Source organism: Actinokineospora xionganensis (genome assembly GCF_014323725.1).
Lineage (GTDB): Bacteria > Actinomycetota > Actinomycetes > Mycobacteriales > Pseudonocardiaceae > Actinokineospora > Actinokineospora xionganensis.
The window spans coordinates 169,607-190,552 of sequence record NZ_JABVED010000004.1 but is presented as its reverse complement, the minus strand read 5'-3'; the positions used below and the strand labels follow the sequence as shown (position 1 = coordinate 190,552).

General features: G+C 71.0%; 19 protein-coding genes. All 19 read left to right on the top strand.

What is annotated here, in order from left to right; translation table 11 throughout:
* The first annotated feature begins 165 nt into the window (after positions 1-165).
* The 19 genes from GPZ80_RS09585 (at position 166) to GPZ80_RS09495 (ending at position 20,846) form a co-directional block, all read left to right on the top strand.
* Complete coding sequence (locus GPZ80_RS09585) at positions 166-1,410, top strand: MFS transporter (RefSeq protein ID WP_187219942.1); 1,245 nt, start codon at positions 166-168, stop codon at positions 1,408-1,410.
* Positions 1,411-1,486: 76 nt separating this feature from the next.
* Complete coding sequence (locus GPZ80_RS09580; RefSeq protein ID WP_312880224.1) at positions 1,487-1,756, top strand: phosphopantetheine-binding protein; 270 nt, start codon at positions 1,487-1,489, stop codon at positions 1,754-1,756.
* A gap of 44 nt (positions 1,757-1,800) precedes the next feature.
* Positions 1,801-3,075, top strand: a complete 1,275-nt coding sequence (locus tag GPZ80_RS09575; RefSeq protein WP_187219940.1) for an ATP-grasp domain-containing protein — start codon at positions 1,801-1,803, stop codon at positions 3,073-3,075.
* 1 nt (position 3,076) lies between these two features.
* A complete protein-coding gene (locus tag GPZ80_RS09570) occupies positions 3,077-6,829 on the top strand; it encodes a condensation domain-containing protein (RefSeq protein WP_187219939.1) in 3,753 nt (1,250 codons plus the stop codon).
* Positions 6,826-8,469 (top strand): GH3 auxin-responsive promoter family protein, encoded by a 1,644-nt coding sequence (locus tag GPZ80_RS09565; RefSeq protein WP_187219938.1) that lies wholly within the window; start codon positions 6,826-6,828, stop codon positions 8,467-8,469. The genes GPZ80_RS09570 and GPZ80_RS09565 overlap by 4 nt, the downstream gene beginning before the upstream one ends.
* Before the next feature lie 19 nt (positions 8,470-8,488).
* Positions 8,489-9,535, top strand: a complete 1,047-nt coding sequence (locus tag GPZ80_RS09560; protein ID WP_187219937.1) for a phytanoyl-CoA dioxygenase family protein — start codon at positions 8,489-8,491, stop codon at positions 9,533-9,535.
* Positions 9,528-10,385, top strand: coding sequence for an alpha/beta hydrolase (locus GPZ80_RS09555; RefSeq protein WP_187219936.1), 858 nt, complete (start codon positions 9,528-9,530; stop codon positions 10,383-10,385). The genes GPZ80_RS09560 and GPZ80_RS09555 overlap by 8 nt, the downstream gene beginning before the upstream one ends.
* Positions 10,379-11,551 carry an enolase C-terminal domain-like protein gene (locus tag GPZ80_RS09550; RefSeq protein ID WP_187219935.1) on the top strand — a complete coding sequence of 391 codons (1,173 nt, stop codon included), beginning with the start codon at positions 10,379-10,381 and terminating at the stop codon, positions 11,549-11,551. Before GPZ80_RS09555 ends, GPZ80_RS09550 begins: the two co-directional genes overlap by 7 nt.
* Positions 11,548-12,294 (top strand): SDR family NAD(P)-dependent oxidoreductase, encoded by a 747-nt coding sequence (locus GPZ80_RS09545; protein ID WP_222719105.1) that lies wholly within the window; start codon positions 11,548-11,550, stop codon positions 12,292-12,294. The genes GPZ80_RS09550 and GPZ80_RS09545 overlap by 4 nt, the downstream gene beginning before the upstream one ends.
* Positions 12,295-12,302: 8 nt before the next feature.
* A complete protein-coding gene (locus tag GPZ80_RS09540; RefSeq protein ID WP_222719104.1) occupies positions 12,303-13,094 on the top strand; it encodes an SDR family NAD(P)-dependent oxidoreductase in 792 nt (263 codons plus the stop codon).
* Positions 13,095-13,124: 30 nt separating this feature from the next.
* Entirely contained in the window at positions 13,125-14,573 is a 1,449-nt protein-coding gene (locus GPZ80_RS09535; protein ID WP_187219932.1) for a 3-isopropylmalate dehydratase large subunit, read from the top strand.
* Positions 14,570-15,193, top strand: coding sequence for a 3-isopropylmalate dehydratase small subunit (locus tag GPZ80_RS09530; protein ID WP_187219931.1), 624 nt, complete (start codon positions 14,570-14,572; stop codon positions 15,191-15,193). The genes GPZ80_RS09535 and GPZ80_RS09530 overlap by 4 nt, the downstream gene beginning before the upstream one ends.
* Before the next feature lie 45 nt (positions 15,194-15,238).
* Positions 15,239-16,225, top strand: coding sequence for an NAD(P)-dependent oxidoreductase (locus tag GPZ80_RS09525; RefSeq protein ID WP_187219930.1), 987 nt, complete (start codon positions 15,239-15,241; stop codon positions 16,223-16,225).
* Positions 16,222-17,256, top strand: coding sequence for a GNAT family N-acetyltransferase (locus GPZ80_RS09520; protein WP_187219929.1), 1,035 nt, complete (start codon positions 16,222-16,224; stop codon positions 17,254-17,256). Before GPZ80_RS09525 ends, GPZ80_RS09520 begins: the two co-directional genes overlap by 4 nt.
* A gap of 15 nt (positions 17,257-17,271) precedes the next feature.
* Complete coding sequence (locus GPZ80_RS09515; RefSeq protein WP_187219928.1) at positions 17,272-18,114, top strand: FAH family protein; 843 nt, start codon at positions 17,272-17,274, stop codon at positions 18,112-18,114.
* Positions 18,115-18,390: 276 nt separating this feature from the next.
* Entirely contained in the window at positions 18,391-18,921 is a 531-nt protein-coding gene (locus tag GPZ80_RS09510; protein ID WP_187219927.1) for a gamma carbonic anhydrase family protein, read from the top strand.
* Positions 18,922-19,014: 93 nt separating this feature from the next.
* Entirely contained in the window at positions 19,015-19,749 is a 735-nt protein-coding gene (locus tag GPZ80_RS09505; RefSeq protein ID WP_187219926.1) for a DUF4386 domain-containing protein, read from the top strand.
* A gap of 69 nt (positions 19,750-19,818) precedes the next feature.
* Entirely contained in the window at positions 19,819-20,124 is a 306-nt protein-coding gene (locus GPZ80_RS09500) for a hypothetical protein (RefSeq protein WP_187219925.1), read from the top strand.
* Positions 20,121-20,846: a DUF899 domain-containing protein gene (locus GPZ80_RS09495; protein WP_187219924.1), complete on the top strand. Its 726-nt coding sequence runs from the start codon at positions 20,121-20,123 to the stop codon at positions 20,844-20,846. Before GPZ80_RS09500 ends, GPZ80_RS09495 begins: the two co-directional genes overlap by 4 nt.
* Positions 20,847-20,946: the final 100 nt, after the last annotated feature.

The following is a 20,946-nucleotide window of genomic DNA, read 5'->3' as shown; positions in this document are numbered from 1 at the left end:
ACTCCCCCTAAGTGTTCTAGAACAGTTGCCGAGAGTCTGGCACAGACTCGCTGAGAGTTCTAGAACAATTCTCGAATCGCCGCGCGGTCGTGCCCGCCGATCCGGATCTCAGGCCGTGGGATCGTCGTTTGCTCTGCCCGCGGCGACTCGACAGAATCGAAATCCGTGCTCAGGTTCCGTCCTCCCGCCGTGCTCGGCGTTCCCGGCTTCAGGGCCTATCTCGCGGCTCGCGCGCTGGCCATGTTCGGCGCCACGATGGCCCCGGTCGCCCTCGCCTTCGCGGTGCTGCACGCCACGGGGTCGGCCGCGTCGCTGGGTCTGGTGCTCGCCGCGCAGACGGCGCCGCAGGTCGTGTTCATCCTGGTGGGCGGGGTGCTCGGCGACCGGGCCTCGCGCAAGCGGATCATGATCTCGACGAACGTCGTGATGGCCGCGTGTCAGGCCGGGACGGCCGCGCTGCTGGTGCTCGACCACGCCCAGATCGCGATCCTGGTCGTGCTGCAGGCGGGCTGGGGCACCGCGCGGGCCTTCTTCACCCCCGCCAACACCGGGGTGGTGCCCGATCTGGTCGGCGCCGAACACATCCAGGACGCGACGGCCCTGGTCACGCTGAGCCGCAGCGTCGCGTCCATCGTCGGACCCGCGGCCGCCGGGCTGTTGCTGATCTTCTGGGACCCCGGGTACGTCGTGCTCATCGACGCGCTGCTGTTCCTGTGCAGCGCGGCGCTGATGATCACTTTGCCGTTGCCGCACAACAAGTCCACCTCGGACGAGTCGATGCTCCGGTCCCTTGTGGCGGGCTGGCGGGAGTTCATCGGCCGCAGCTGGGTCTGGTCGATGGTCGGCAGTTTCGGTTTCTACCAGGGGATGGTGCTCCCCGCGATCTTCGTCGTCGGCCCAGTGCTCGCTGCGCGCAATGGCGGAATGGGCGCCGCCGGTTGGGGGATCGTCCTGGCCGCCGCGGGCGTGGGATCGGTGCTCGGCGGCCTGGTCCTGCTGCGCTGGCGGCCCGCGTTCCCGCTGGTGAGCTCCACTGTCCTGGTAGGACTGGAGTCGCTGTTCCTGCTGGCGATGGCGGTGACTCCGCAGGTCGAACTCGTCGCGCTGCTCGCGCTGGTCGGCTCGGCCGGTGTGACGATGGCCGACGCGCTGTGGCTCAGTACGCTGCAGCGGGAGATCCCCTCGGAGTCGCTGTCGCGGGTGAGCTCGTACGAATGGCTGGGCTCGCTGGCGTTCAACCCGATGGGCATGGCGGCGACCGGCCTCGTGGTGTTGGTCGTCGAGCCCGAGGTGGTGCTCATCACGGTGGCCGCGGCCAATCTCGTCGTGCGCGCGCTGGTGCTGCTCGTGCCGGGTGTGCGCTTGATCCGCAACGAGCCCGCGAAGCCCGCGGCCGCCGCGGCCGGATAGCTGCTCTCATTATCCGAGAACTCAATTTCAGCTGACGGGATTTGTCTTGTAACGTGAGAGTTGTTCCGAGCGTGGGGTGCGAGGGTCTGCATGCCGCGAAGTCATAGGGGGAGTTCACTTGTCGTCTGATCTTGTCGTCCGCTCACACTGGTGTGCCGTCCTCGGTGTGGCCGAGGCCGACGCCGGAGACCGCTTTTTCGAGACCGGCGGCGACTCGCTGCTCGCGATCGACCTGATCCAGCGGATCGAGGCGGACTTGGGTGTCGAGGTTCCGGTCGAGGTCTTGTTCACCGACGGATCCCTTGCGGCGCTCATCGAGGCATCGACCGCGGCCGCATCGACGTGAGGCCGCGCGTCGGCGTGCTCCTCTCACCGCGAGGAGCCGCCACGGTGCGCGACGTCCTTCTCGCCGCGGGGGACGACATCCAGGTCGTCCCGCTGTTGCGGGCCGGGGTGAAGCAGCAGTGGCCTGGCCTGGCGGTCATCGCGACCCGGCTGTTCGGCGAGTTGACCGAAGTGGACGAAGATCACCTGTGCGTGCCCGGTGACCCGCTCGCGGGCGTGGTGACCTTCGCCGACGGCGAACTCGAGTTGGCCGCGGCCATCGGCGAGCACCTCGGCGTGCGGCACCGCGGCGCCGCCGCGGCCGACAAGCTCACCCAGCGCACCGTTTTGCGTTCGGCGGGCCTGACCGCGGTCGCGGCCCGGTCGATCACCGCCGCCGCCGACTTCGACACCGTCCTGGCGGAGTTCGGACTTCCCTTCGTCGTCAAACCGCGCCGTGGCGCGGGCGGCGACAATGTGACCATTGTGGACAATCCGGACAAGGTGGCCACGCTCAAGGGCTCCTGGCGACCCGAGCAGGCGCTCTACGCCGAACAGTTCATCCCCACCGCCGCCCCCGAGGCCGATGCCTGGCACGCCGACTACGTCTCCGTCGAAGTCCAGAGCGTCGACGGGCGCCACGACGTCATCACCACGTTCGGCAAGTTCCCGGTTCACGTGCGGGAGAACTCGGCGGACGGGAAGGTCGCGACCACCGGCGACATCCTGCCCTGCCACCTGCCTGCCTCGGTCCGGCGCGAGGTCGAGGACCTCGTCATCGGCGCGCACCGGGTGCTCCCGATCGGCGACGGCGTCACGCACACCGAGGTCAAGCTGGGCGCCGCCGGGCCGGAGATCATCGAGATCAACTGTCGGGTCGGCGGCCACCTGAACCGGCTGACCAAGCTGCGGTCAGGTTTCGACCTGGTGCGCCAGGCGCTGCTGATCACCGCGGGCCTGCCGCCCCAGGACCTCCCCGCCGACGACGGCGAGCGCGCGGTGGCGGGCATGTTCGTGCCGTTCCCGACTGAGGACGGCACTGTGCGCTCGAACGTCACCGCGGCCGCGTTGAAGGACGCGGGCGCGGCGGCGGTCGACGAGATAGCCAGGCAAGGCGCCGCGCGGTCGGACACCGACGCGCTGGCGTGCAACGTCGTTCTCGACCGCGCGACGGCCGAGGACCTGCGGCAGACCGCCGCCGGGTTCCTCGTGCGACTGCGCGAGCTGTTCGCCGAGGACGCGATCGGCCACCACGACTGGACGGAAACCATGATCACTCGGCTCGGCGCGCGGGACCACGCGGGCGGACACGCATTCGCGCAGCGGGCGGAGGGCGTGTGACATGGGATTCCTGCACGACCTTTTCGCCGCGACGGCCGACGCCGACGGCGAGGCCCTGGCGATCGACGGCGGCCTCGGCAAGCTGACCTACGCTCACCTGCTCGACCGCGCCGACCAGATCAAGGCCCAGTTGGGCGGTGCGGGCGCGCACCCCGGCCTGCGGATCGCGGTCACGGCCGACACGCTCGGCCTCGACCTCTACCCGGCGCTGCTGGCGGTCTCCGCCCTCGACTGCGCCCTCGTCCCGTTCGAGTCCGGCGGTTCCAGCGGGGAACTGGCGCGGCTGGACCGACTCGGGGTGTGGGCCCGGATCGGCGGCGCCGAGCACGGCACGGTCGAGCTGTCCCGGCACACCGCGGCCGAGGCGGTGCGCGCGCCCGAGTCGGAGTGCTACGTGCTGTCGACCTCCGGGTCGACGAACGCGCCCAAGGACGTCGCGATCAGCGACCGGAACCTGCGGAGCTACGCGGACTATCTGCGCGCCCAGGCCAGGGTCGGCCCCGGAGACCGGATCAGCCAGAACTACCGGCCCCAGTTCGACGCCTTCTACGAGGTGCTTGTGCTGGCCGCCGTGGGCCGCGCCGCCATGGTCGTCCCGGAGGGTCGGGAGAACCTGCTGATCCAGCGCTTCTGCACCCGCTGGGACATCACCGTGTGGAACTCCGTGCCGTCCCAGGTGGTCATGGCGCACCGGCTGCGGCAGCTGGCCCCGGGTTCGCTCGGCCTGGTCAGGTCCGCCGTCTTCGGCGGCGAATCGCTGACGCCGCAGTGCCTTTCGCTGTGGCGGGAGGCCGCGCCCGCGTCGACGGTCATCAACTCCTATGGTCCCAGTGAGACGACCATCGCCATCACCGAGCACGTCATGGCCCCCGGGGCGACCGTAGACCGCGTCGAGGTGCCGATCGGCCGGGTGCTGCCGCATCTGCAGTGGCGGTTGATCGAGCCCGTGACGGCGCCCGGTGAGGTGGAGCTGTGCGTGCGCGGCCCGCAGGTCTTCGCCGGCTACCTCGACCCCCGCCACAACGCCTCCCGCTTCTACGTCGAGGAAGCGGGCGGGCACCGGCTCCTCGCCGACGGCGTGCCGGGCCCCGACGACTGGTACCGGACCGGCGACATCGTCACCGAGGGCCCAGACGGGCTGCGCTTCGGCAGGCGCGTCGACCACGAGGTCAAGGTGCGCGGAAAGCGGGTCGACCTCGCCGAGGTGGAAACCGAACTGCGCGGGCACCCCGGGGTCGCCGACGCCCGCGCGATGGTCGTCGACGACGCCGTCCACGCCGTCGTCGAGGCGATGGGTCCCGATGTCCGGGACGACCAGATCGACGTGAGCGGTCTGCGGGACTACGCCCGCCCGCGAACCGTCGTGTGGGTCGAGTCCCTTCCCCGGCTCGCCAACGGAAAGACCGACCTCAAGGCGATCGAGAGCATGCTGCGACAGGGCGACCGGAAACCGGCCGAGGGTGAGGCCGACTCCGAGGGCAAGCCGCTGCGCGTGGCGATGGAGGACGTGCTGCTGGCGGTGCTGCGGCGCAAGACGGCCGACAGCGCCGCGGTGCGCGCCGACCGCTCGTGGGCGCAGAACGGCGGCACTTCGTTGGAGGCCTACGCCGCACTGATGCGCATCGACCAGGAACTCGGCGTCGTCGTCCCGGTCCACGAGATCCTCAGCCCCCGCCCACTGGGCGAACTGCTCGACGAGTACGCCGACCGCGGCGCGCAGTCGCCCACCGTCGTGTCCGATGTCGACGGTGACCTGGTCCCGGCCACCGCGTCGCAGCGCAGGCACTGGCGGCACGCGCAGAGCGCGGGGTCGGCGGCCTTCCTGAACATCGGCGAGGCCATGGCCCGCACCGCGCGCTTCGACCCGGCGCGGGCGGAGACGGCGTTGCGGGCGCTGGTCGGGCGGCACGAGTCGCTGCGCAACCGCTACGTCCTCGCCCCGACCGGGGAACTGCTCCTCGACCAGGTGGCCGACTGGCCGAGCCGCGTCGAGTTCGTCCACCATGACGAGGTCGCGACCGCGGCCGACGCCGACGCTTTGATCCGCGCGGCCATCGGCCAGGCGTTCGCCCTGGACGTGGCGCCACCGGTCCGCGGCGGCTGCGTGCCGCTGCCGGACGGGACGGGGATCAGCTACTTCGTCGTCCATCACATCGCCGCCGACGGCTGGTCGGCCGACCTGCTCCGACGCGACTTCCTCGCCCTGTACGAGGGGCAAGACACCGACCTGCCCGACGCGACGCCGTTCAGCCACTACGCGGGCACGCTCGCCGCGCGGACCCGCGCGGGCCAGTACGCCGACGACATCGCGTACTGGCGGGAGAAGTTCACCAAGGTCTCGCCGGAGTTCTCGATCGCCAGGCGCGAGGGCGACGCCGTCGGTCAGCGCGCGGCGTCCGTCCGGCTCAGCTGGGACGCCCCGGGTGAGGCGGACGCGGTGCGTGCCGCGGCCCGCGAACTCGGCGTTACCACCTACAGCCTCATGCTGGCAGGCCTGCTGGTCGGCGCGCACGTCATGTCCGGCGAGGACGACGTCGTGGTGATGAGCGGCGTCGCCAACCGCAACCGCGCGGTGTACCAGGAGACCGTGGGCCTGTTCACCAACCAGATCTTCTTCGTCGGCGACTTCCGCGAATCCGCCGCGCCCGCGGCCGACTACGTGCGCCGGGTGCACGACGACGTCGTGACCAGCCTCGGCCGCTCGGAACTGCCGATCGAGGTCGTGCTGGACGAGATCGGGGCGTACGCCTCCCGGACCCTCGCGCCCTACGCGAACATCCTGTTCCAGGCCGCCGACGCGCCCATCGAGCCGCGGGCCATCCAGGACGGGACCTGGCGCAACCACCCGCTGGGCACCGGGACCATCAAGCGGCACTGCAACATCCACCTCGTCGACACGGGCACGGTCCTCGCGCTCGACCTCGACTACAGCGTCGCCGTGGTCGGCGAGAAGGACGCGAACCGGCTGCTGACCGCCATCCGCGTCGGTGTCGAGCACCTGCGCCAGGCGGCGGACGCGTCGGTGGCCGACCTGGCCGAGACGGTCCGGCGGGCCGTGGGCGACTGCGCCGACGCCGTCACCGTTTTCACCGTCGACTACCCGGGCGCGCGCGCCGAACCCGCGCTCGCCGCGTTCATCCGGGAGTCCTTTCCGGACACCCGCGCCGTCGAGCTGCCGGTGCCCAGGAGCGTGGCGGCAGGTGAGATCGAGGACTGCCTGCGGCGTGGCGTCGACGCCGTCGCCCGGGTGAAGGGCCCCAAGGTCGTGCTCGCCTACTGCTCGGCCTCGGCGTGGGCGCGCTATCTGCGGCAGTCCCTGCCGGAGGACGTCGTGCTGGTCTGCGTCTCCGGCAACACCTTGACCGAAGCGGACTGGGCCGAGGAGTTCGCCGACATCGCGCGGCGGTTCCACCCGGAGGCCGACCTCTCCGCCCTGGCGCCGCGGATCCCGCGCGTCGGCGATCTCGCGGGCAGGTGCGCCGCCGCCGTCGACGTGGTCGCGACCATGCGGTCGCTGCTGGAGTCGGCGATGCGGCAGCGCTTCGGCGACACCCTCGGGCGGGTCGCCAAGGAGACGATCGAAGTCCAGTTGGCCTGGATGGCCTACCTCGGGACCTGTGTCGTGCTGGATTCGCTGACCGACGCGGATTCCGCGCAGGTCGATCTCGTCGGGAACCTGGCCGAGGGCGCGGGCGACCTCGCCGACCTGCTTCGCGACCTGGTCACGGTCCCGGAGCCCGAGGGCTCGCGGTGACCGCCGACGAATTCGTCCAGCGCACCCTGCAGGCCCACGCCCACCAGCTCCAGCGGTGCCGTGAGCCGGAAGAGGCGCAGCGGGCGGTGCTCGCCGACGTGCTCGCGCAGGCCCGGCCCACGGCCTTCGGGCGCGACCACGGCCTCGGCGGGGTCCGCACCCTCGCGGAGTTCAAGTCCGCCGTTCCGGTAAACGGGTACGAGGCGTTTCGATCCTATGTGGACCGAATTCGGGTAGGAGAGCGGAAGGTTCTCACCGACAGCGATCCGTACGCGCTGCTGATGACCTCCGGCACCACCGGCAGGCCCAAACTCGTGCCCACGACCCGACACTGGCGCAACGTCTACCGCGGTCCGACCCTGTATGCCCAGTGGGGCCTGTACTTCCGCAGGCTGGGACTGACCTCCTACGCCCCCGGCAACATTCTCGACATGTCGTGGGAGCGGGCGGTCAGCAAGTCCGCGGCGGCGTTCGGCGACGTGCTGCCGATCTACAGCATCACCAAGCGGCCGTCTTCGGTCGGCCCGCGGGACTGGACGCCACCCTGGTACGGGGAACCGTGGTTCTGCGACGACTGCGGCGACCATCCGCTCTACACCAGGCTGCGGCTGCTCGCGGGCGCCGACGTCCGAGTGGTCGTCGCGGTGAACCCGTCGCGGATCACCGCGCTGGGCGAACTGCTGAACACCGAACTCGACCAGGTGCTGCGCGACCTGCGTGACGGCACGCTGCTGGGCGAGCCCGACCGCAGGCTGACGCCGGACCCGGAGACCGCGGCCCGGCTCGAGGCCGCGCACGCCTTCAGCGGCCGGGTCACGCTGCTGGACCTCTGGCCTGGGCTGTCGCTGCTCGTCGCGTGGAACTCCGCGTCGGCGCGGTACTACCGCGGCTGGCTGGAGCGGCTCGCTCCCGGAGTGCCGCTCATCCCGTTCAGCACCACGGGAACCGAGGGGATCGTCACCCTGCCGGTCGACTCCCACGCCTCGGCCGGTCCGCTCGCGGTCGACCAGGGGATCTTCGAGTTCGTCCCGTGCGCCGTCGACGACGCCGGGGCGCCGCTGGCGGCCGAGGTCGAGACCCACGAGCCGGGCGACCTCGAACGGGGTGAGACCTACCGGCTGGTGATGAGCCAGGCGAACGGGCTCTACCGCTACGACACCGGCGACATCTACCGGGTGGTCGGGCGGGTCGGCCACGTCCCGCGCCTCGAATTCGAGGGCCGCGGGGGATCGGTCAGTTCCTTCACCGGGGAGAAGCTCACCGAGTCCGACGTGCACGCGGCGATCCGGTCGGCGGTCGGCCGCTCATCGGTGGCCAGCCGGTTCTCCGTGGTCCCGGTGTGGGGCCGCCCGCCCGGCTACGTGCTGGTGCTGGAGTGGGAGCAGCGATCCGGCCCCGACGTCGACGACTTCTGCGCCACCGTGGACGCCGCGCTGTGCCGGGTGAACACCGAGTACGCCGACAAGCGGCTGTCCAGCCGATTAGCCCCGCTGCGTCCGCACGTCGTGCCACCCGGCACCTACAGCAAGCTTGTCGCACAACGGGTGGCGGGGGGCGCCGCCGCGACGCAGCTCAAACACCGGTGGTTGCAGCCCGATGACAGCCTCCTCCACGGCCTCGAGCGCCTCGACCGGGTATGACCTCGCAGAGAAGGATGAAATGTCCACGTTGAACAGCGTCGCGCAAGACTTCCACCGCGACGGTTACGCCGTAGTCCGCGACGTCCTACGCGAAGAGGACTTCACCGACGTCCGAGCCGAATACGCCGAACTGCTGGCCGCACGCGCCCAGCAGTGGCGCGCCGCGGGAGCGCTGACCGGCGGCGAAGACCTGGCCGAGCTGCCGTTCGACCAGCACCTCGTGGGTCTCACCGCGTTGCCGGGCTTCGACCCCGGGCTGCTGAGCGAGCTGGACATCACGCTGCCGCACATGCCGTTCACGTCGATCCGCCCGAACAGCAAGGTCCACACCGGACCGGCTGTCCTGGCGCTGCTGCGCCACCCGCGCGTGCTCGACGTGGTGTCCACCCTGGTCGGCGACGAGATCTCGGCCAGCCCGAACCAGCACGTCCGGCTCAAGCTCCCCGCGCCCGGCGGTCCGGGCAAGTTCGGCGCCCGCCGCGGCGAGACGCTGCACGCGCCGACCATGTGGCACCAGGACGCGATGACGCAGATCCCGCAGTCCGACGCCACCACCCTGGTCACCTGCTGGATCCCGCTGATGGACGTCGACGAGGAGCACGGCTGCCTGCTGGTCGTGCCGCGCAGGCACGAACGCGAACAGCTGCTGCCCTGGCCGATGGACGCGGACACGGTCGCCGACCTGGAGGCGAACGCGGTGCCGCTCCCGGTCAACCGCGGCGACCTCGTGCTGATCCACAAGCGCACCCCGCACGGGTCCACGGTCAACCGCGCGGACCGGCTGCGGTGGAGCTTCGACTTCCGCTACCACCCGTCGGCCGAGCCGTCGGACCGGCCGTGGTTCCCGTCGGTGGTGGCCAAGAGCGTCAAGGACCCCGACCTCGCGACCACCGACGCCCAGCGGTGGCGCGCGGACTGGGACCGGGCCCGGGACATGTTCGTCGAGTCCGGCCAGATGGTCCCCGGCAGGCGCGAGTTCGCCCAGCTGGTGGCCGAATCCCTGATCTCCCGCTGGGAATCCGGCGACGTCCCGGCGTTAAGCGGATCGGACGGCGCCGGTGCGTGAGGGGGACGTGCTGTCGCGCGGCCATTCGTGCCGCGCGTTCAGCCGCGGTGCCGATTCGCTGGCGCTGCACACTTGGGGGGACACTTCCGCGGAACTGTCCGATGTGTTCTATGTCCACGGGCTGCAGAGCCACGCGGGCTGGCTGTTCGAGACCGGACCCGCGCTGCTCGACCGCGGCGTGCGGCTGACCGCCCTGGACCGCCGCGGCTCCGGCCGCAGCCCCGGGCGGCGCGGCCACCTCGACGACGCCGCCGCGCTGCTCGACGACTACGCCGCCGCGCTGGCGGCCCTCGCCGACACCGCGACCGCGCCGATCACGGTCGTGGGCCAGAGTTTCGGCGGCAGCGTGCTCGCCGCGCTGGTGGCCACCGGCCGGGTCCCGGAGTCCGCCGCGGTGGTGCTCTGCGCGCCCGCGCTGGGCCAGCAGCGCGCCCGGATGGACGCCGCCGCGCTCGATATCCGGCGGCTGCACAAGGGAAGCGGGTACACGGTCGTCCGGATCGAGGACGAGCAGTACACCGACGTGCCGGAGTACCTGCGCGTCATGGCCAACGACGGCCTCATGGTGCGCTCGCTCACCGACAGCTTCCGGTCGGTCATGGTCGAAATCGAGGACCTGTACGTCACCGGGGGCGCCGGACCGTGGTCGGACCGCGACGTGTTCGTCGCGCTTCCCGCCGCGGACTCGATCATCGACCAGGCCGCCTCGCTGGCCGTGCTCGAAGACCTCGCGCCGCACGCGCGGCTGCGGGAATTCCCCACCACGTCGCACTTTCTGGAATTCACCCCGGCCAGGACCGGGTACTGGGACTGGCTGGCGGGCCTCACGGTGGTGGTCGCGGCGTGCTGAGAATCGATCTGTACGAGGCGCGCGTGCCGATGCGGCGCGCCTTCAGCCACGCGACCAAGAAGCGCACCGCTTCGTCCTCGGTTCTGCTGCGGCTGCGTGGCGCCGACGCCGACGGCTGGGGTGAGGCCGCGCCACGCGAGTACGTCACCGGGGAATCCGTCGAGTCGGTCCTGGCCGCCCTCGCGCACGCCCCGCTGCCCGCGGACCTCATCGGCCTGCCCCTCGACGACGCGCTGGCCGCCCTGACCGGGTTGCGGCTGCCGGAAGTGCTCGGCGCGCGGGGCGGGCCCGCGCCCGCCGCCGCGGCGGCGCTGGAGACCGCGCTGCTCGACCTGCTGTGCCGCGCGCACGGCGTGGACGGGTTCGAGGCACTGGTCCGGGCAGGCTTCGGCGACGTGCTGGGCCCCGCGCCCGCCGCGGTCCCGGTGTCCACCGTGCTCGACCTCAGCCGCGACCCGGTGGCGCACCTGGCGGCACTGGGCGCGGACACCCGCGCGCTGATCCCGCACGTGAAGCTCAAGGCGGGCGCCGAGGTCGCGGCTGTCGCGGCGATGGTCGCGCGCGTGCGCGACCTGCTGCCCGCGACGACGACGGTGTCGGTGGACGCGAACGGCGCCTGGGCACTGGCCGACGTGCTGGCGCACGCGGCCGACCTGGTGGCGGCCGGGCTGTCGTGGGTGGAGGAGCCACTCGCGCCGCGTCGGTGGACCGACTTGGCCGCGCTGCGGCGGGCAGGGCTCACGGTGATGCTCGACGAGTCGTTCACCGGCGAAGCCGACCTCGCCGAAGCCGTCGACCACGCGGCCGCCGACCTGCTCAACCTGCGCGTCTCCAAGTGCGGCGGCCCACTGCGGCTGCTGGACCTGGCACGGCGCGCGTCGGCCGCGCGGCTCGGTGTGCAGGTCGGCGTCCAGGTGGGCGAGGTCGGACCGCTGTGGGCCGCGGGCAGGCTGGTCGCGACGTCGCTGCGGTCGGCGGTCGCGGTCGAGGCGGGTCGACAGGACGAGTGGTTCGAGCCCGGCCTGACCCGGCCCGCCTACCACGTCGACCGGCACACGTCGTCGGCTCCGCCGCTCGCCGGGCCGGGGATCGGCCTCGAACCAACCGGGGAACTGCTGGCCGCGTGCGTGCCGCACGGGTCCCGGATCGCGGAGGGAGCACGGTGACAGCCACCATCACACGTCGCGCGTGGATCACCGGCGGGGCCTCCGGCATCGGCGCGGGCGTGGCGGGCTGCCTGGCCGAGCGCGGTGTCGACGTGGTCGTGATCGACCGCGACGCCGACCGGCTCGCCGAGATCGCCGAGTCGGTGCCCGGCGCCGAGCGGTGGCATCTCGACGTCACCGAGACCGACGAGGTCCTGGCGCGGGTCGCCGACCTGCCGCCGGAGCGGATGCCCGACATCCTGGTCAACTGCGTCGGCGGCGACACCCGGCGCATCCCGGTCGCGGACCTGCGCGAGTCCGACCTGCTCGACGCGATGACCGCGAACGTCCTGGGCTCGTTCACCCTGACCCGGCTGTGCGTGCCCGCGATGCGGACGCGGGGCTGGGGCCGGGTGGTCAACCTCGCCTCGATCGCGGGCCGCACCTATTCGATCTTCAGCAACGCCGCCTACGTCGCCGCCAAGGCCGCCGTCATCGGCTACACCAAGCAGTGCGCGCACGAACTGGCCGCCAGCGGGGTGACCGTGAACGCCGTCGCGCACGGCCCGATCGCCACCCAGCGGCTGGTGGCCGCGCGCGAGGAAATGGCGCCCGAGCGCCGTGCCGACGTGCTGGGCAGGCTGCCCATGGGGCGCTACGGCACGGTGCCCGAGGCGGTCGGCGCCGTTGTGCACCTGTGCGGCGAGGACGCCGGCTACACCACTGGATCCGTGCTCGACGTCAACGGGGGGCTGCACATCTGATGGGCGAAGTGAGCCGGGGCACCGGCCTGGAAGACAAGATCGTCATGATCACCGGCGCGGGCAGCGGCATCGGCCGCGCCGCGGTGGCCGCGTTCACCGACGCGGGCGCCATCGTCGTCGCCGCCGGGCGGCGGGTGGAACCGTTGCGCGAATCACTCGAACTCGCCGGTATCGATCAGTCGCGCTCACTGGTCCTCACCTGCGACGTCACCGACGAGGACAGCGTCGCGGCGGCCGTGGACGCGACCGTCGAGCGGTTCGGCGGGCTCGATGCCGCCGTCAACACGGCTGGTACATTCGGCCCGATCGGTCCCATCGCGGAGTCCAGGCTGGAAGATGCCTCCGACGTCGTGGCGGTCAACCTCATCGGCATGTGGCTGTGCGTCAAGCACCAGGCACGGGCGATGATCGCGGCGGGCGGCGGAGCCATCGTGACCACGGGCTCGGTCGCCTCCCTCATCGGGCATTCGGGCAGCCCGATGTACGCCGCGACCAAACACGGCGTGGTCGGCCTCACGAAGGCGGCGGCGCTGCAACTCGCTCCTCACCGGATCCGAGTGAACGCGGTGTGTCCGGGGTCCACAGACACCCCCATGCTGCGTGAGCTGTACCCGTCCGCGGACCAGTTCGACGCTCGCGCCAAGCGCGCGCCGTTGGGCCGGGTCGGCGAACCCGCCGAGGTGGCGGCCGCGGCGGTCTGGCTGGCGAGCCCCCACTCGAGCTACGTGACCGGCCAAGCCCTGGCGGTCGACGGGGGAGTGACGGCGGGCTCGGCGGCCCCCGTCCGGTCAGCCACCTGAGACAGGCCTACGACAAAGGAGACGAAGCCCATGGGCTCGACGTTGTATGACAAGGTGTTCGACCTGCACACCGTGCGGTCCTACGGAGACGGCCGGTGCCAGCTGTTCATCGGTCTGCACCTCGTGCACGAGGCCACCAGCCCGCAGGCGTTCGCGATGCTGCGCGAACGCGGTCTGCCGGTCCTCATGCCGGAGCGCAACGTCGCCACGGCCGACCACGTGATCCCCACCGACACGATCGCGCGTCCGTTCCTGGACCAGCTCGGTGAGGACATGCTGACCAGGCTGGAGGAGAACACCACCAACTTCGGCCTGCGCTTCCTCTCACCCGGCAGCGGCGAGTACGGCATCGTCCACGTAGTGGGCCCCGAGCAGGGCCTCACCCAGCCGGGCATGACCATCGCCTGTGGTGACTCGCACACCTCGACCCACGGCGCGTTCGGCGCGGTCGCGCTCGGCATCGGCACCTCGCAGGTGCGCGACGTCCTCGCCACCCAGACGGTCACGATGAACCGGCTCAAGGTGCGGCGCATCCAGATCGACGGCGAGCTCAACCCCGGCGTCACCGCCAAGGACGTGATCCTGCACATCATCCACGAACTCGGTGTCGTCGGCGGTGTGGGCTACGCCTACGAGTTCGCGGGCGAGGTCATCGAGGCCATGTCCATGGACGAGCGGATGACGATCTGCAACATGGCCGTCGAGGGCGGTGCCCGCTGCGGGTACGTCAACCCCGACGAGAAGACCTTCGAGTTCCTCAAGGGCCGCCCCGCCGTCCCCACGGGCGAGGCCTGGGACCGGGCCGTGACCTGGTGGAAGTGGGTCGCCTCCGACGCCGACGCCGAGTACGACGACGTCGTGCTGATGCGCGGCGCCGACATCCGGCCGATGGTCACCTGGGGCATCAACCTGGAGCAGTCGGTCCCGATCGACGGCCTGCTGCCGCAGATCGACGAGACCTCGCCGGAGGCCGCCGCGTCGTTCGCCGAGGCCTACGACTACATGGGCATGAAGCCGGGGACCTCGCTCAGCGAGTACCCGATCGACGTCGCCTTCATCGGCTCGTGCACCAACGGCCGGGTGTCGGACTTCGTCGAGGTCGCCACCGCGCTCGAGCGCAGCGGCGCCCACGTCGCGCCCGGTGTCCGCGCGCTCGCCGTCCCTGGCTCCAACGCCGTGCGCGAGGAGCTGATCCGCCGGGGCATCGACAAGGTCCTGGAGAAGGCTGGCTTCGAGTTCCGGCTCGCGGGCTGCTCGATGTGCCTGGCCATGAACCCGGACAAGCTCGTCGGCCAGGAACTCGCGGCGTCGTCCTCCAACCGCAACTTCAAGGGCCGCCAGGGCTCGCCGACCGGCCGGACGATGATCCTGTCGCCGCTCGCGGTCGCCGCGGCGGCCGTCAACGGGTCCGTGTGCGACCCGACCAGCGTGTTCGGCCAGGCAGTGACCACCCCCGATTCCGAAGGAGTTCTCGCGTGACCAGCAATCTCGACGCGCGCATCACCGCCGTCACGGGATCGACCGTGGTGATCGAGGGCAACGACATCGACACCGACCGGATCATCCCGGCGCGGTTCCTCAAGCACCTGACCTTCGACGCCCTCGGCGACCACGTCTTCGAGGACGACCGCAAGCAGGACCGGGCCCGCGGTGTCACCCACCCGTTCGACGAGGAGGCCCGCCGTGGCGCCTCGATCCTGTTGACGGCGAAGAACTTCGGCTGCGGCTCGTCGCGTGAGCACGCGGCGCAGGCGCTCTACCGGTGGGGCGTGCGCGCCGTCGTCGGCGAGAGCTTCGGCGAGATCTTCCGCGGCAACTGCGGCACGATCGGCCTGCCCTGTCTCACGATCTCCGCCGAGGACGCCAAGGCCGCCCGCGCGATCGGCGCGGCGGACCCCGCCGCTGTGGGCGAGGTCGACCTGGAGAAGGGCGTCTTCGTCTTCGGCGGTCGCGAGTTCCCCGTGGAGATCTCCCAGTCGCTGCGCGACGCGTTCGCCGCGGGCACCTGGGACACGCTCACCGAGCTGCTCAAGTCGGCCGACGACGTGGCGGGAACGGCGGCTCGGCTGCCGTACCTCAACGGGTTCCATGCGGGCTGAGAGGCACTCGATCGGCCCCGTCAGCGCGGCCGGGAAGCAGGCGGCATGACGGGGCACCGGGTTTACGTCGGGGCCGACCGGGTCCTCGACGAGTTGTTCGACGAGATCGCGCGGGGACTCGCCGACCGCGGCCATGATGTCGTCCGCGACATCGACCTGGCCGCGGAAGACGGGGCCCTGCACGTTCTCGTCGTCACCTCGCGCACTCCGGTCACCGTCGAGTTCATGGACCGCCACCCGGAGCTGCGCGGCGTGGTCTTCGTCTCCAGCGGCGTCAACTCCATCGACGTGGCCGAGGCGAGCAGGCGCGGTGTGCTGGTCGCCAACGGCGCGACACCGGAGAACCACGGCAGCATGGCGGAGGCGACGATCATGCTCGCGCTCGCGCTCTCCTTCCGGCTGTCCGACCGAATGACCGCGGTCGCGGAGCTGCGTCCGCGACCGCGTCCCGCCGAGCTCGACTCGCGGCCGCTGCGCGGCGCCACCATCGGGCTGCTCGGCTTCGGCCGCATCTCCCGGGAAGTGTGCAAGCGGCTCGCGGCCTGGGATGTCGGCCGGATCCTGTGTCACACCAGGACTCCGCGGGAGTGGCCAGGGGTGGAGTTCTGCTCGTTCGACACGGTCGTCGAGGAGTCGGACATCCTGAGCGTCCACCTGCCGCTGACCCCCGCCACGCGGGGACTCATCGGCGCGGCCGAACTGGCCCGGATGCGCCCGGGGGCCATGCTGATCAACACCTCGCGCGGCGGCATCATCGACGAGGACGCGTTGGCGGAGGCGTTGGCGCGCGGGGATATCGGCGGGGCGGCGATCGACACCTTCGACATCGAGCCGCTGCCCGCGGCGAGCCCGCTGCGGCAGGCGCCGAACATCATGTTGACCGACCACGTGATCGGCCACACCGTGGACATGTACCGCTCGCTGGTTCCCGCCGCCATCGAGAACGTCGACTGCGTCGTGCGCGGCGAGACCCCGCCCTACCTCGTCAACCCCGAGGCCCGCCACCACGCGACGGCGGGAAAGCAGCGATGAAGCTGACGATCGACACCGTCGACGACGTGCCCGCGGAACTCCTGAGTGGACAGTGGCGCTACAGCGCCGCCAGCCTGGCTCCGCGCAGGCTGTGCACCACCGCCGCCGACGCCCGCTGGGCGACGCGGTGGACGGTGGCCCGCTCCGCCGGGCAGGCCGTCGGGATCGTCAGCAGCCACCAGCCGCGCGCGGAACGGTTCATCAACGACGCCTACGACCTGGGCGCGATGTCCGACTCGCTGGGCCGGGAGGCCCCGGCCGACCCGCGCCGCTGGGTGTTCGTCGGCGGCTGCCGCGACTTCACCGCGGGCGTCGTCACCGGCGCCGGACTGTCCGATGAGGACTCGGCGGAGGTCAGGTCCGCCCTGGCCGCCCACGTGTTCACCGAAGCCGAGGCGGCGGGCGACTATCCGGTGGCCCTGCATGTGCGCGCGTCCGAGGTGGCCGCCTTCACCGCCGGTCTGACAGGCGGGCATCGGGCGTGCGAACTCAGCGACACCGCCCACCTCGCCCTCACCGGCTCCACTGTGGACGACTACGTGGCCGCGCTGCCCAAGTCGCAGCGCGAACGCTTCCGCCGCGACCGGCGCAAGTTCGACGCCCTCGGCTACACCGCCGGGTTCGAGCCCGCGGGCGACGTGGTCGCCGAGGCGGCGCCGATGATCTGCGCGGTCAAGGAGAAGTACGGTGTCGTCGAGCACCCGCGCCTGGTCGCCTACCGGCTCAAGGAGTGGGCCGCGGCCTTCGGCCCCGAGAACTGCCACGCCTCGGTCGTGCGTGACTCGGACGGGAGGCTCCTGGCGGTGTCCTTCCTGACGGTGCAGGGCGACATCCTCGAGGGGTACGAGATCGGCATGGCCGACGACGTCGCGGGCCGGGAGTTCGCCTACCTCCAGGCGATGATCTACGCGCCGATCGGTTTCGGCTACGCCAACGCGTGTCGGACCATCGACCTCGGCCTGGATTCGAGCGACGTCAAACAACGTCGTGGCGCGACGATCACCAAGACCTGGGCGATCAGTCTCAGTTGAGGGGAAGGCAGTGCTGTGAGGTTCTTCGAATGTGAGTACCAGGGTGGGCGCCACGTCGGGTTCGACCCGCCCGCGGACACCGCGGTCGTGCACCCGATCGACGGGGGTGTGCTGGACCTGCTGTCCACTGTGGACTCGTTGGGGGATCTTCGGGCCGCCGCGGGTGCGGGTAGGACCGTGCCGACGGCGGAGCTGAGCCCGCTGCCGCCACTGCGGCCCGCTTCGGTGGGCGACCTGTTCGTCAGCGGCTACGCGCAGACCCACCACGGCAAGGCGGGCGTGGAGACCCCGGACCAGCCGACCTGGTTCTTCCGCGGCCTCGGCGACGTGGTCAAGCTGCCCGGCGACGCCCTGACGGTGCCCACGAGCGTGCTCGGGTTGGGGGAGGAAGCGGAGGTCGTGCTGGTCTACCTGACCGGGACGGACGGCAAGACCCGCTACGTCGGATTCACCTTCGGCAACGACCTCACCGACATCGGCAAGTTCGTCGCCGACCGCGGCCACCTGGGATACGCCAAGCTGACCGACTGCTCGGTCTCGCCGTGGCTGTTCAGCGGCCCGCCCCCGGCGACGGTGAACGGGGAGGTCGCGATCGAGCGGGGCGGGCAGCCCGCCTGGAAGGGCTCGTTCACCACCGGCACCGCGGCGCTGCGGTTCGACTTGGACACCATGATCGACCACCTGCTCTCCTACCCCGCGCTGCGCCACCCAGGCCGCGTCCACTACGTCTTCCTCGGCGCGGACCGCGGCAGCTTCCAGGACGGCTTCCGGATCGCCGACGGCGACCAGGTGACCATCGACGTGACCAGCCACGACGTCCAGCTGTCGAACACGATCGTGTGGGCCACGCAGTCGTGACAACCTTTCCGGCGCCCTGAGCCGTCTTGCCGTCTGTATTCGGCGGGGCGCCTCGACCGGCCACTGGCTGGGTTCGCCGGTGAGCGCGCACGGCCGACCGGCGCTGTGGTCGAACCCGACGGCGCGCGATGAAGCCGCGGAGAGTCGTCGGGGTTGTCCGGTGCCCTAGGCGCTCTTGTTGCCGCGCAGAAGCTTCACGGGCGAGCGGCGCCGCGTGCCCTTGGGTTGCCCGCTGGCCGCTCTGCTGTGCGGTGACTGTCCGAATAGGGTCGACGGATGCCACTTTTCTCATTCGAGGGCAAGAGCCCGAGCATCCACCCCACAGCCTTCATCGCCCCGACGGCCACCCTGGTCGGCGACGTGATCGTCGAGGAAGGCGCCTCGGTCTGGTACAACGCCGTGATTCGCGGCGACTTCGAGCAGGTGATCATCCGGGCGGGCGCCAACGTCCAGGACGGCGCGGTCCTGCACGCGCCGCCGGGGATGCCGTGTGTCATCGGGGCAGGCGCGACCGTGGCGCACGCCTGTGTGGTGCACGGCGCGACTGTCGGGGCGGAGGCGTTGATCGCGAACGGGGCCACCGTGCTCGACGGCGCGAAGATCGGCGCCCGCACGCTGGTCGCGGCCCACTCGCTGGTCGTCGGCGGGGCCGAGATCCCTGACGAGGTGCTCGTGACCGGCAGCCCGGCGAAGGTCAAGGGGCCGATCGCGGGCACGGGCGCCGAGTTCTGGGTGAACGTCAACCCGCAGGCCTACCGCGACCTCGCCGCTCGACACCGCGCAGGCGTCCGGCTGATCGAGGAGTAGCCCCTTCGCTTGACGAGGTGTACGCCGTACGCCTATGGTTCCCGACGTGTCGAGGTGTACGTCGTACACCTCGGTCGTGACGAAGGGACCGCCATGAGCTCGACGAGGACGACCGCACTGGTCGCGGGTGCGTTGTTCCTGCTGACGGAGATCGCCGCGATCGCTGGAATGGCGCTCTACCAGCCAGTCCTGAGCGATCCGGCCTACGTCACCGGCCCGGGCTCCGACGGTCGGGTGCTGCTGGGCGGACTCGCCGAGCTGCTCCTGGTAGCCGCCGTGATCGGCTCGGCTGCCACGCTCTACCCGGTCATCAAGAGGCAGAACCACGGTCTCGCCCTCGGCTACGTCTGCGCTCGCCTGTTGGAGGCCGCCATTATCGCGATGGGCACCATCAGCGTGCTCACGGTCGTGACACTGCGCCAGGGCCTGGCGGACGACGCCGCGCTCGGGACCGTGGCCAAGGCGTTGCTGGCCACGCACGAGTGGACTTTCCTGTTCGGCCCCAACTTCGTGCTGGGCGCCAACAGCCTGATGCTGGCCTACCTGGTGTTTCGGTCCGGACTCGTGCCCCGCCCGATCGCCGTGCTCGGTCTCGTCGGCGGCCCGCTGATCTGCGTGTCGGCGACGGCCGTGATGTTCGGGCTCTACGAGCAGCTCTCCACGTTGGGCGGCCTCGCCGCGCTCCCGGTGTTCGCGTGGGAGGTCAGTTTCGCGCTGTACCTCGTCACCAAGGGATTCAAGCAGGCCGCCGTGGCCCCGGTGGCGACGAGCGCGAGGACGGCGCCCGCGAACACGACCGCCCAGTGCACGGTCCAGGTGCTTTCGTGACGCGATGAGTTTCGCGGGCTTCCCGGATCTGTATAGGCAGAGGACCGATACGGATACGGGAGTCAACCGATGAGCACGATGTTCGTGGTGCGCTATACGACAAGGCCCGACGCGGCCGACGAGAACCAGGGTGCGGTCGAGAAGGTGTTCGCCGAGCTGGCGGAGAACCAGCCGGATGGCTTGCGGTACGCCACTTTCCGGCTGGCCGACGGGGTGACCTTCGTGCACGTCGCGGTGACCGAGGGTGAGGACAACCCGCTGCGGGCGGTCACGGCGTTCGCCGAGTTCCAGGCCGGGATCGCCGACCGCCTGGCAGGCCCGGTGGACCGCTCCGAGGCGACCTTGGTCGGGTCCTACCGGGTGATGTCCGCATGAGCGCCCCGAAGGTCGTCACGCGCGACGAGTGGCTGGTCGCCCGCGGGGAGCTGCTGGCGCGGGAGAAGGAGATCTCCAGGGCTAAGGCTGAGGTCGACGCGCGGCGTCGGGAGCTGCCGATGGTCCGCATGGACAAGGAGTACAAGCTGGCGGGGCCGAACGGGCCAGTGGGCCTGCTCGACCTGTTCGAGGGACGCAGGCAGCTCATCGTCTACCACTTCATGTTCGACCCGGCCTGGGACGAGGGCTGCGCGAGCTGCTCGCTGGTGGCCGACAACATCGGCCACCTCGCACACCTGCACGTCAACGACACCTCCCTGGCGCTGGTGTCCCGCGCGCCCCTGGCCAAGATCGAGCCGTTCAAGGCCCGGATGGGCTGGACCATGCCGTGGTTCTCGTCGCACGACAGCGATTTCAACTACGACTTCCAGGTGTCCCACGACGAGTCCATCACGCCCCCCGAATACAACTACAAGGACGCGGACACCCTGCGGACCGAAGGACTGACGCACTTCCTCACCGGCGAGGACCCCGGCGCGAGCGTCTTCCTTCGTGAGGGCGATGACATCTTCCACACCTACTCGACCTACGCCCGCGGCCTCGACACGCTGCTGGGCACCTACCACTACCTCGACCTCACACCGCTGGGCCGACAGCGCTACGTCAACCAGTTCCGCCACCACGACCGCTACGACGAAGTGACCGGCCATTCCTGTCACTGAGGTGTCGTAGCCTCATCCTGGCGACGCCGTGACCAGCGCGGCGATGAGTTTTCAGCACCGAACGGATCTGTATCGGGGAGAGGTCCGTGCGGTGAGAGGA

Bases quoted from the DNA above. Each gene is read 5' to 3' on its own strand.
- GPZ80_RS09525 (WP_187219930.1), top strand. From the start codon at position 15,239: ATGACGGGGCACCGGGTTTACGTCGGGGCCGACCGGGTCCTCGACGAG.
- GPZ80_RS09560 (WP_187219937.1), top strand. From the start codon at position 8,489: ATGTCCACGTTGAACAGCGTCGCGCAAGACTTCCACCGCGACGGTTAC.
- GPZ80_RS09520 (WP_187219929.1), top strand. From the start codon at position 16,222: ATGAAGCTGACGATCGACACCGTCGACGACGTGCCCGCGGAACTCCTG.
- GPZ80_RS09570 (WP_187219939.1), top strand. From the start codon at position 3,077: ATGGGATTCCTGCACGACCTTTTCGCCGCGACGGCCGACGCCGACGGC.
- GPZ80_RS09495 (WP_187219924.1), top strand. From the start codon at position 20,121: ATGAGCGCCCCGAAGGTCGTCACGCGCGACGAGTGGCTGGTCGCCCGC.
- GPZ80_RS09510 (WP_187219927.1), top strand. From the start codon at position 18,391: ATGCCACTTTTCTCATTCGAGGGCAAGAGCCCGAGCATCCACCCCACA.
- GPZ80_RS09500 (WP_187219925.1), top strand. From the start codon at position 19,819: ATGAGCACGATGTTCGTGGTGCGCTATACGACAAGGCCCGACGCGGCC.
- GPZ80_RS09505 (WP_187219926.1), top strand. From the start codon at position 19,015: ATGAGCTCGACGAGGACGACCGCACTGGTCGCGGGTGCGTTGTTCCTG.
- GPZ80_RS09535 (WP_187219932.1), top strand. From the start codon at position 13,125: ATGGGCTCGACGTTGTATGACAAGGTGTTCGACCTGCACACCGTGCGG.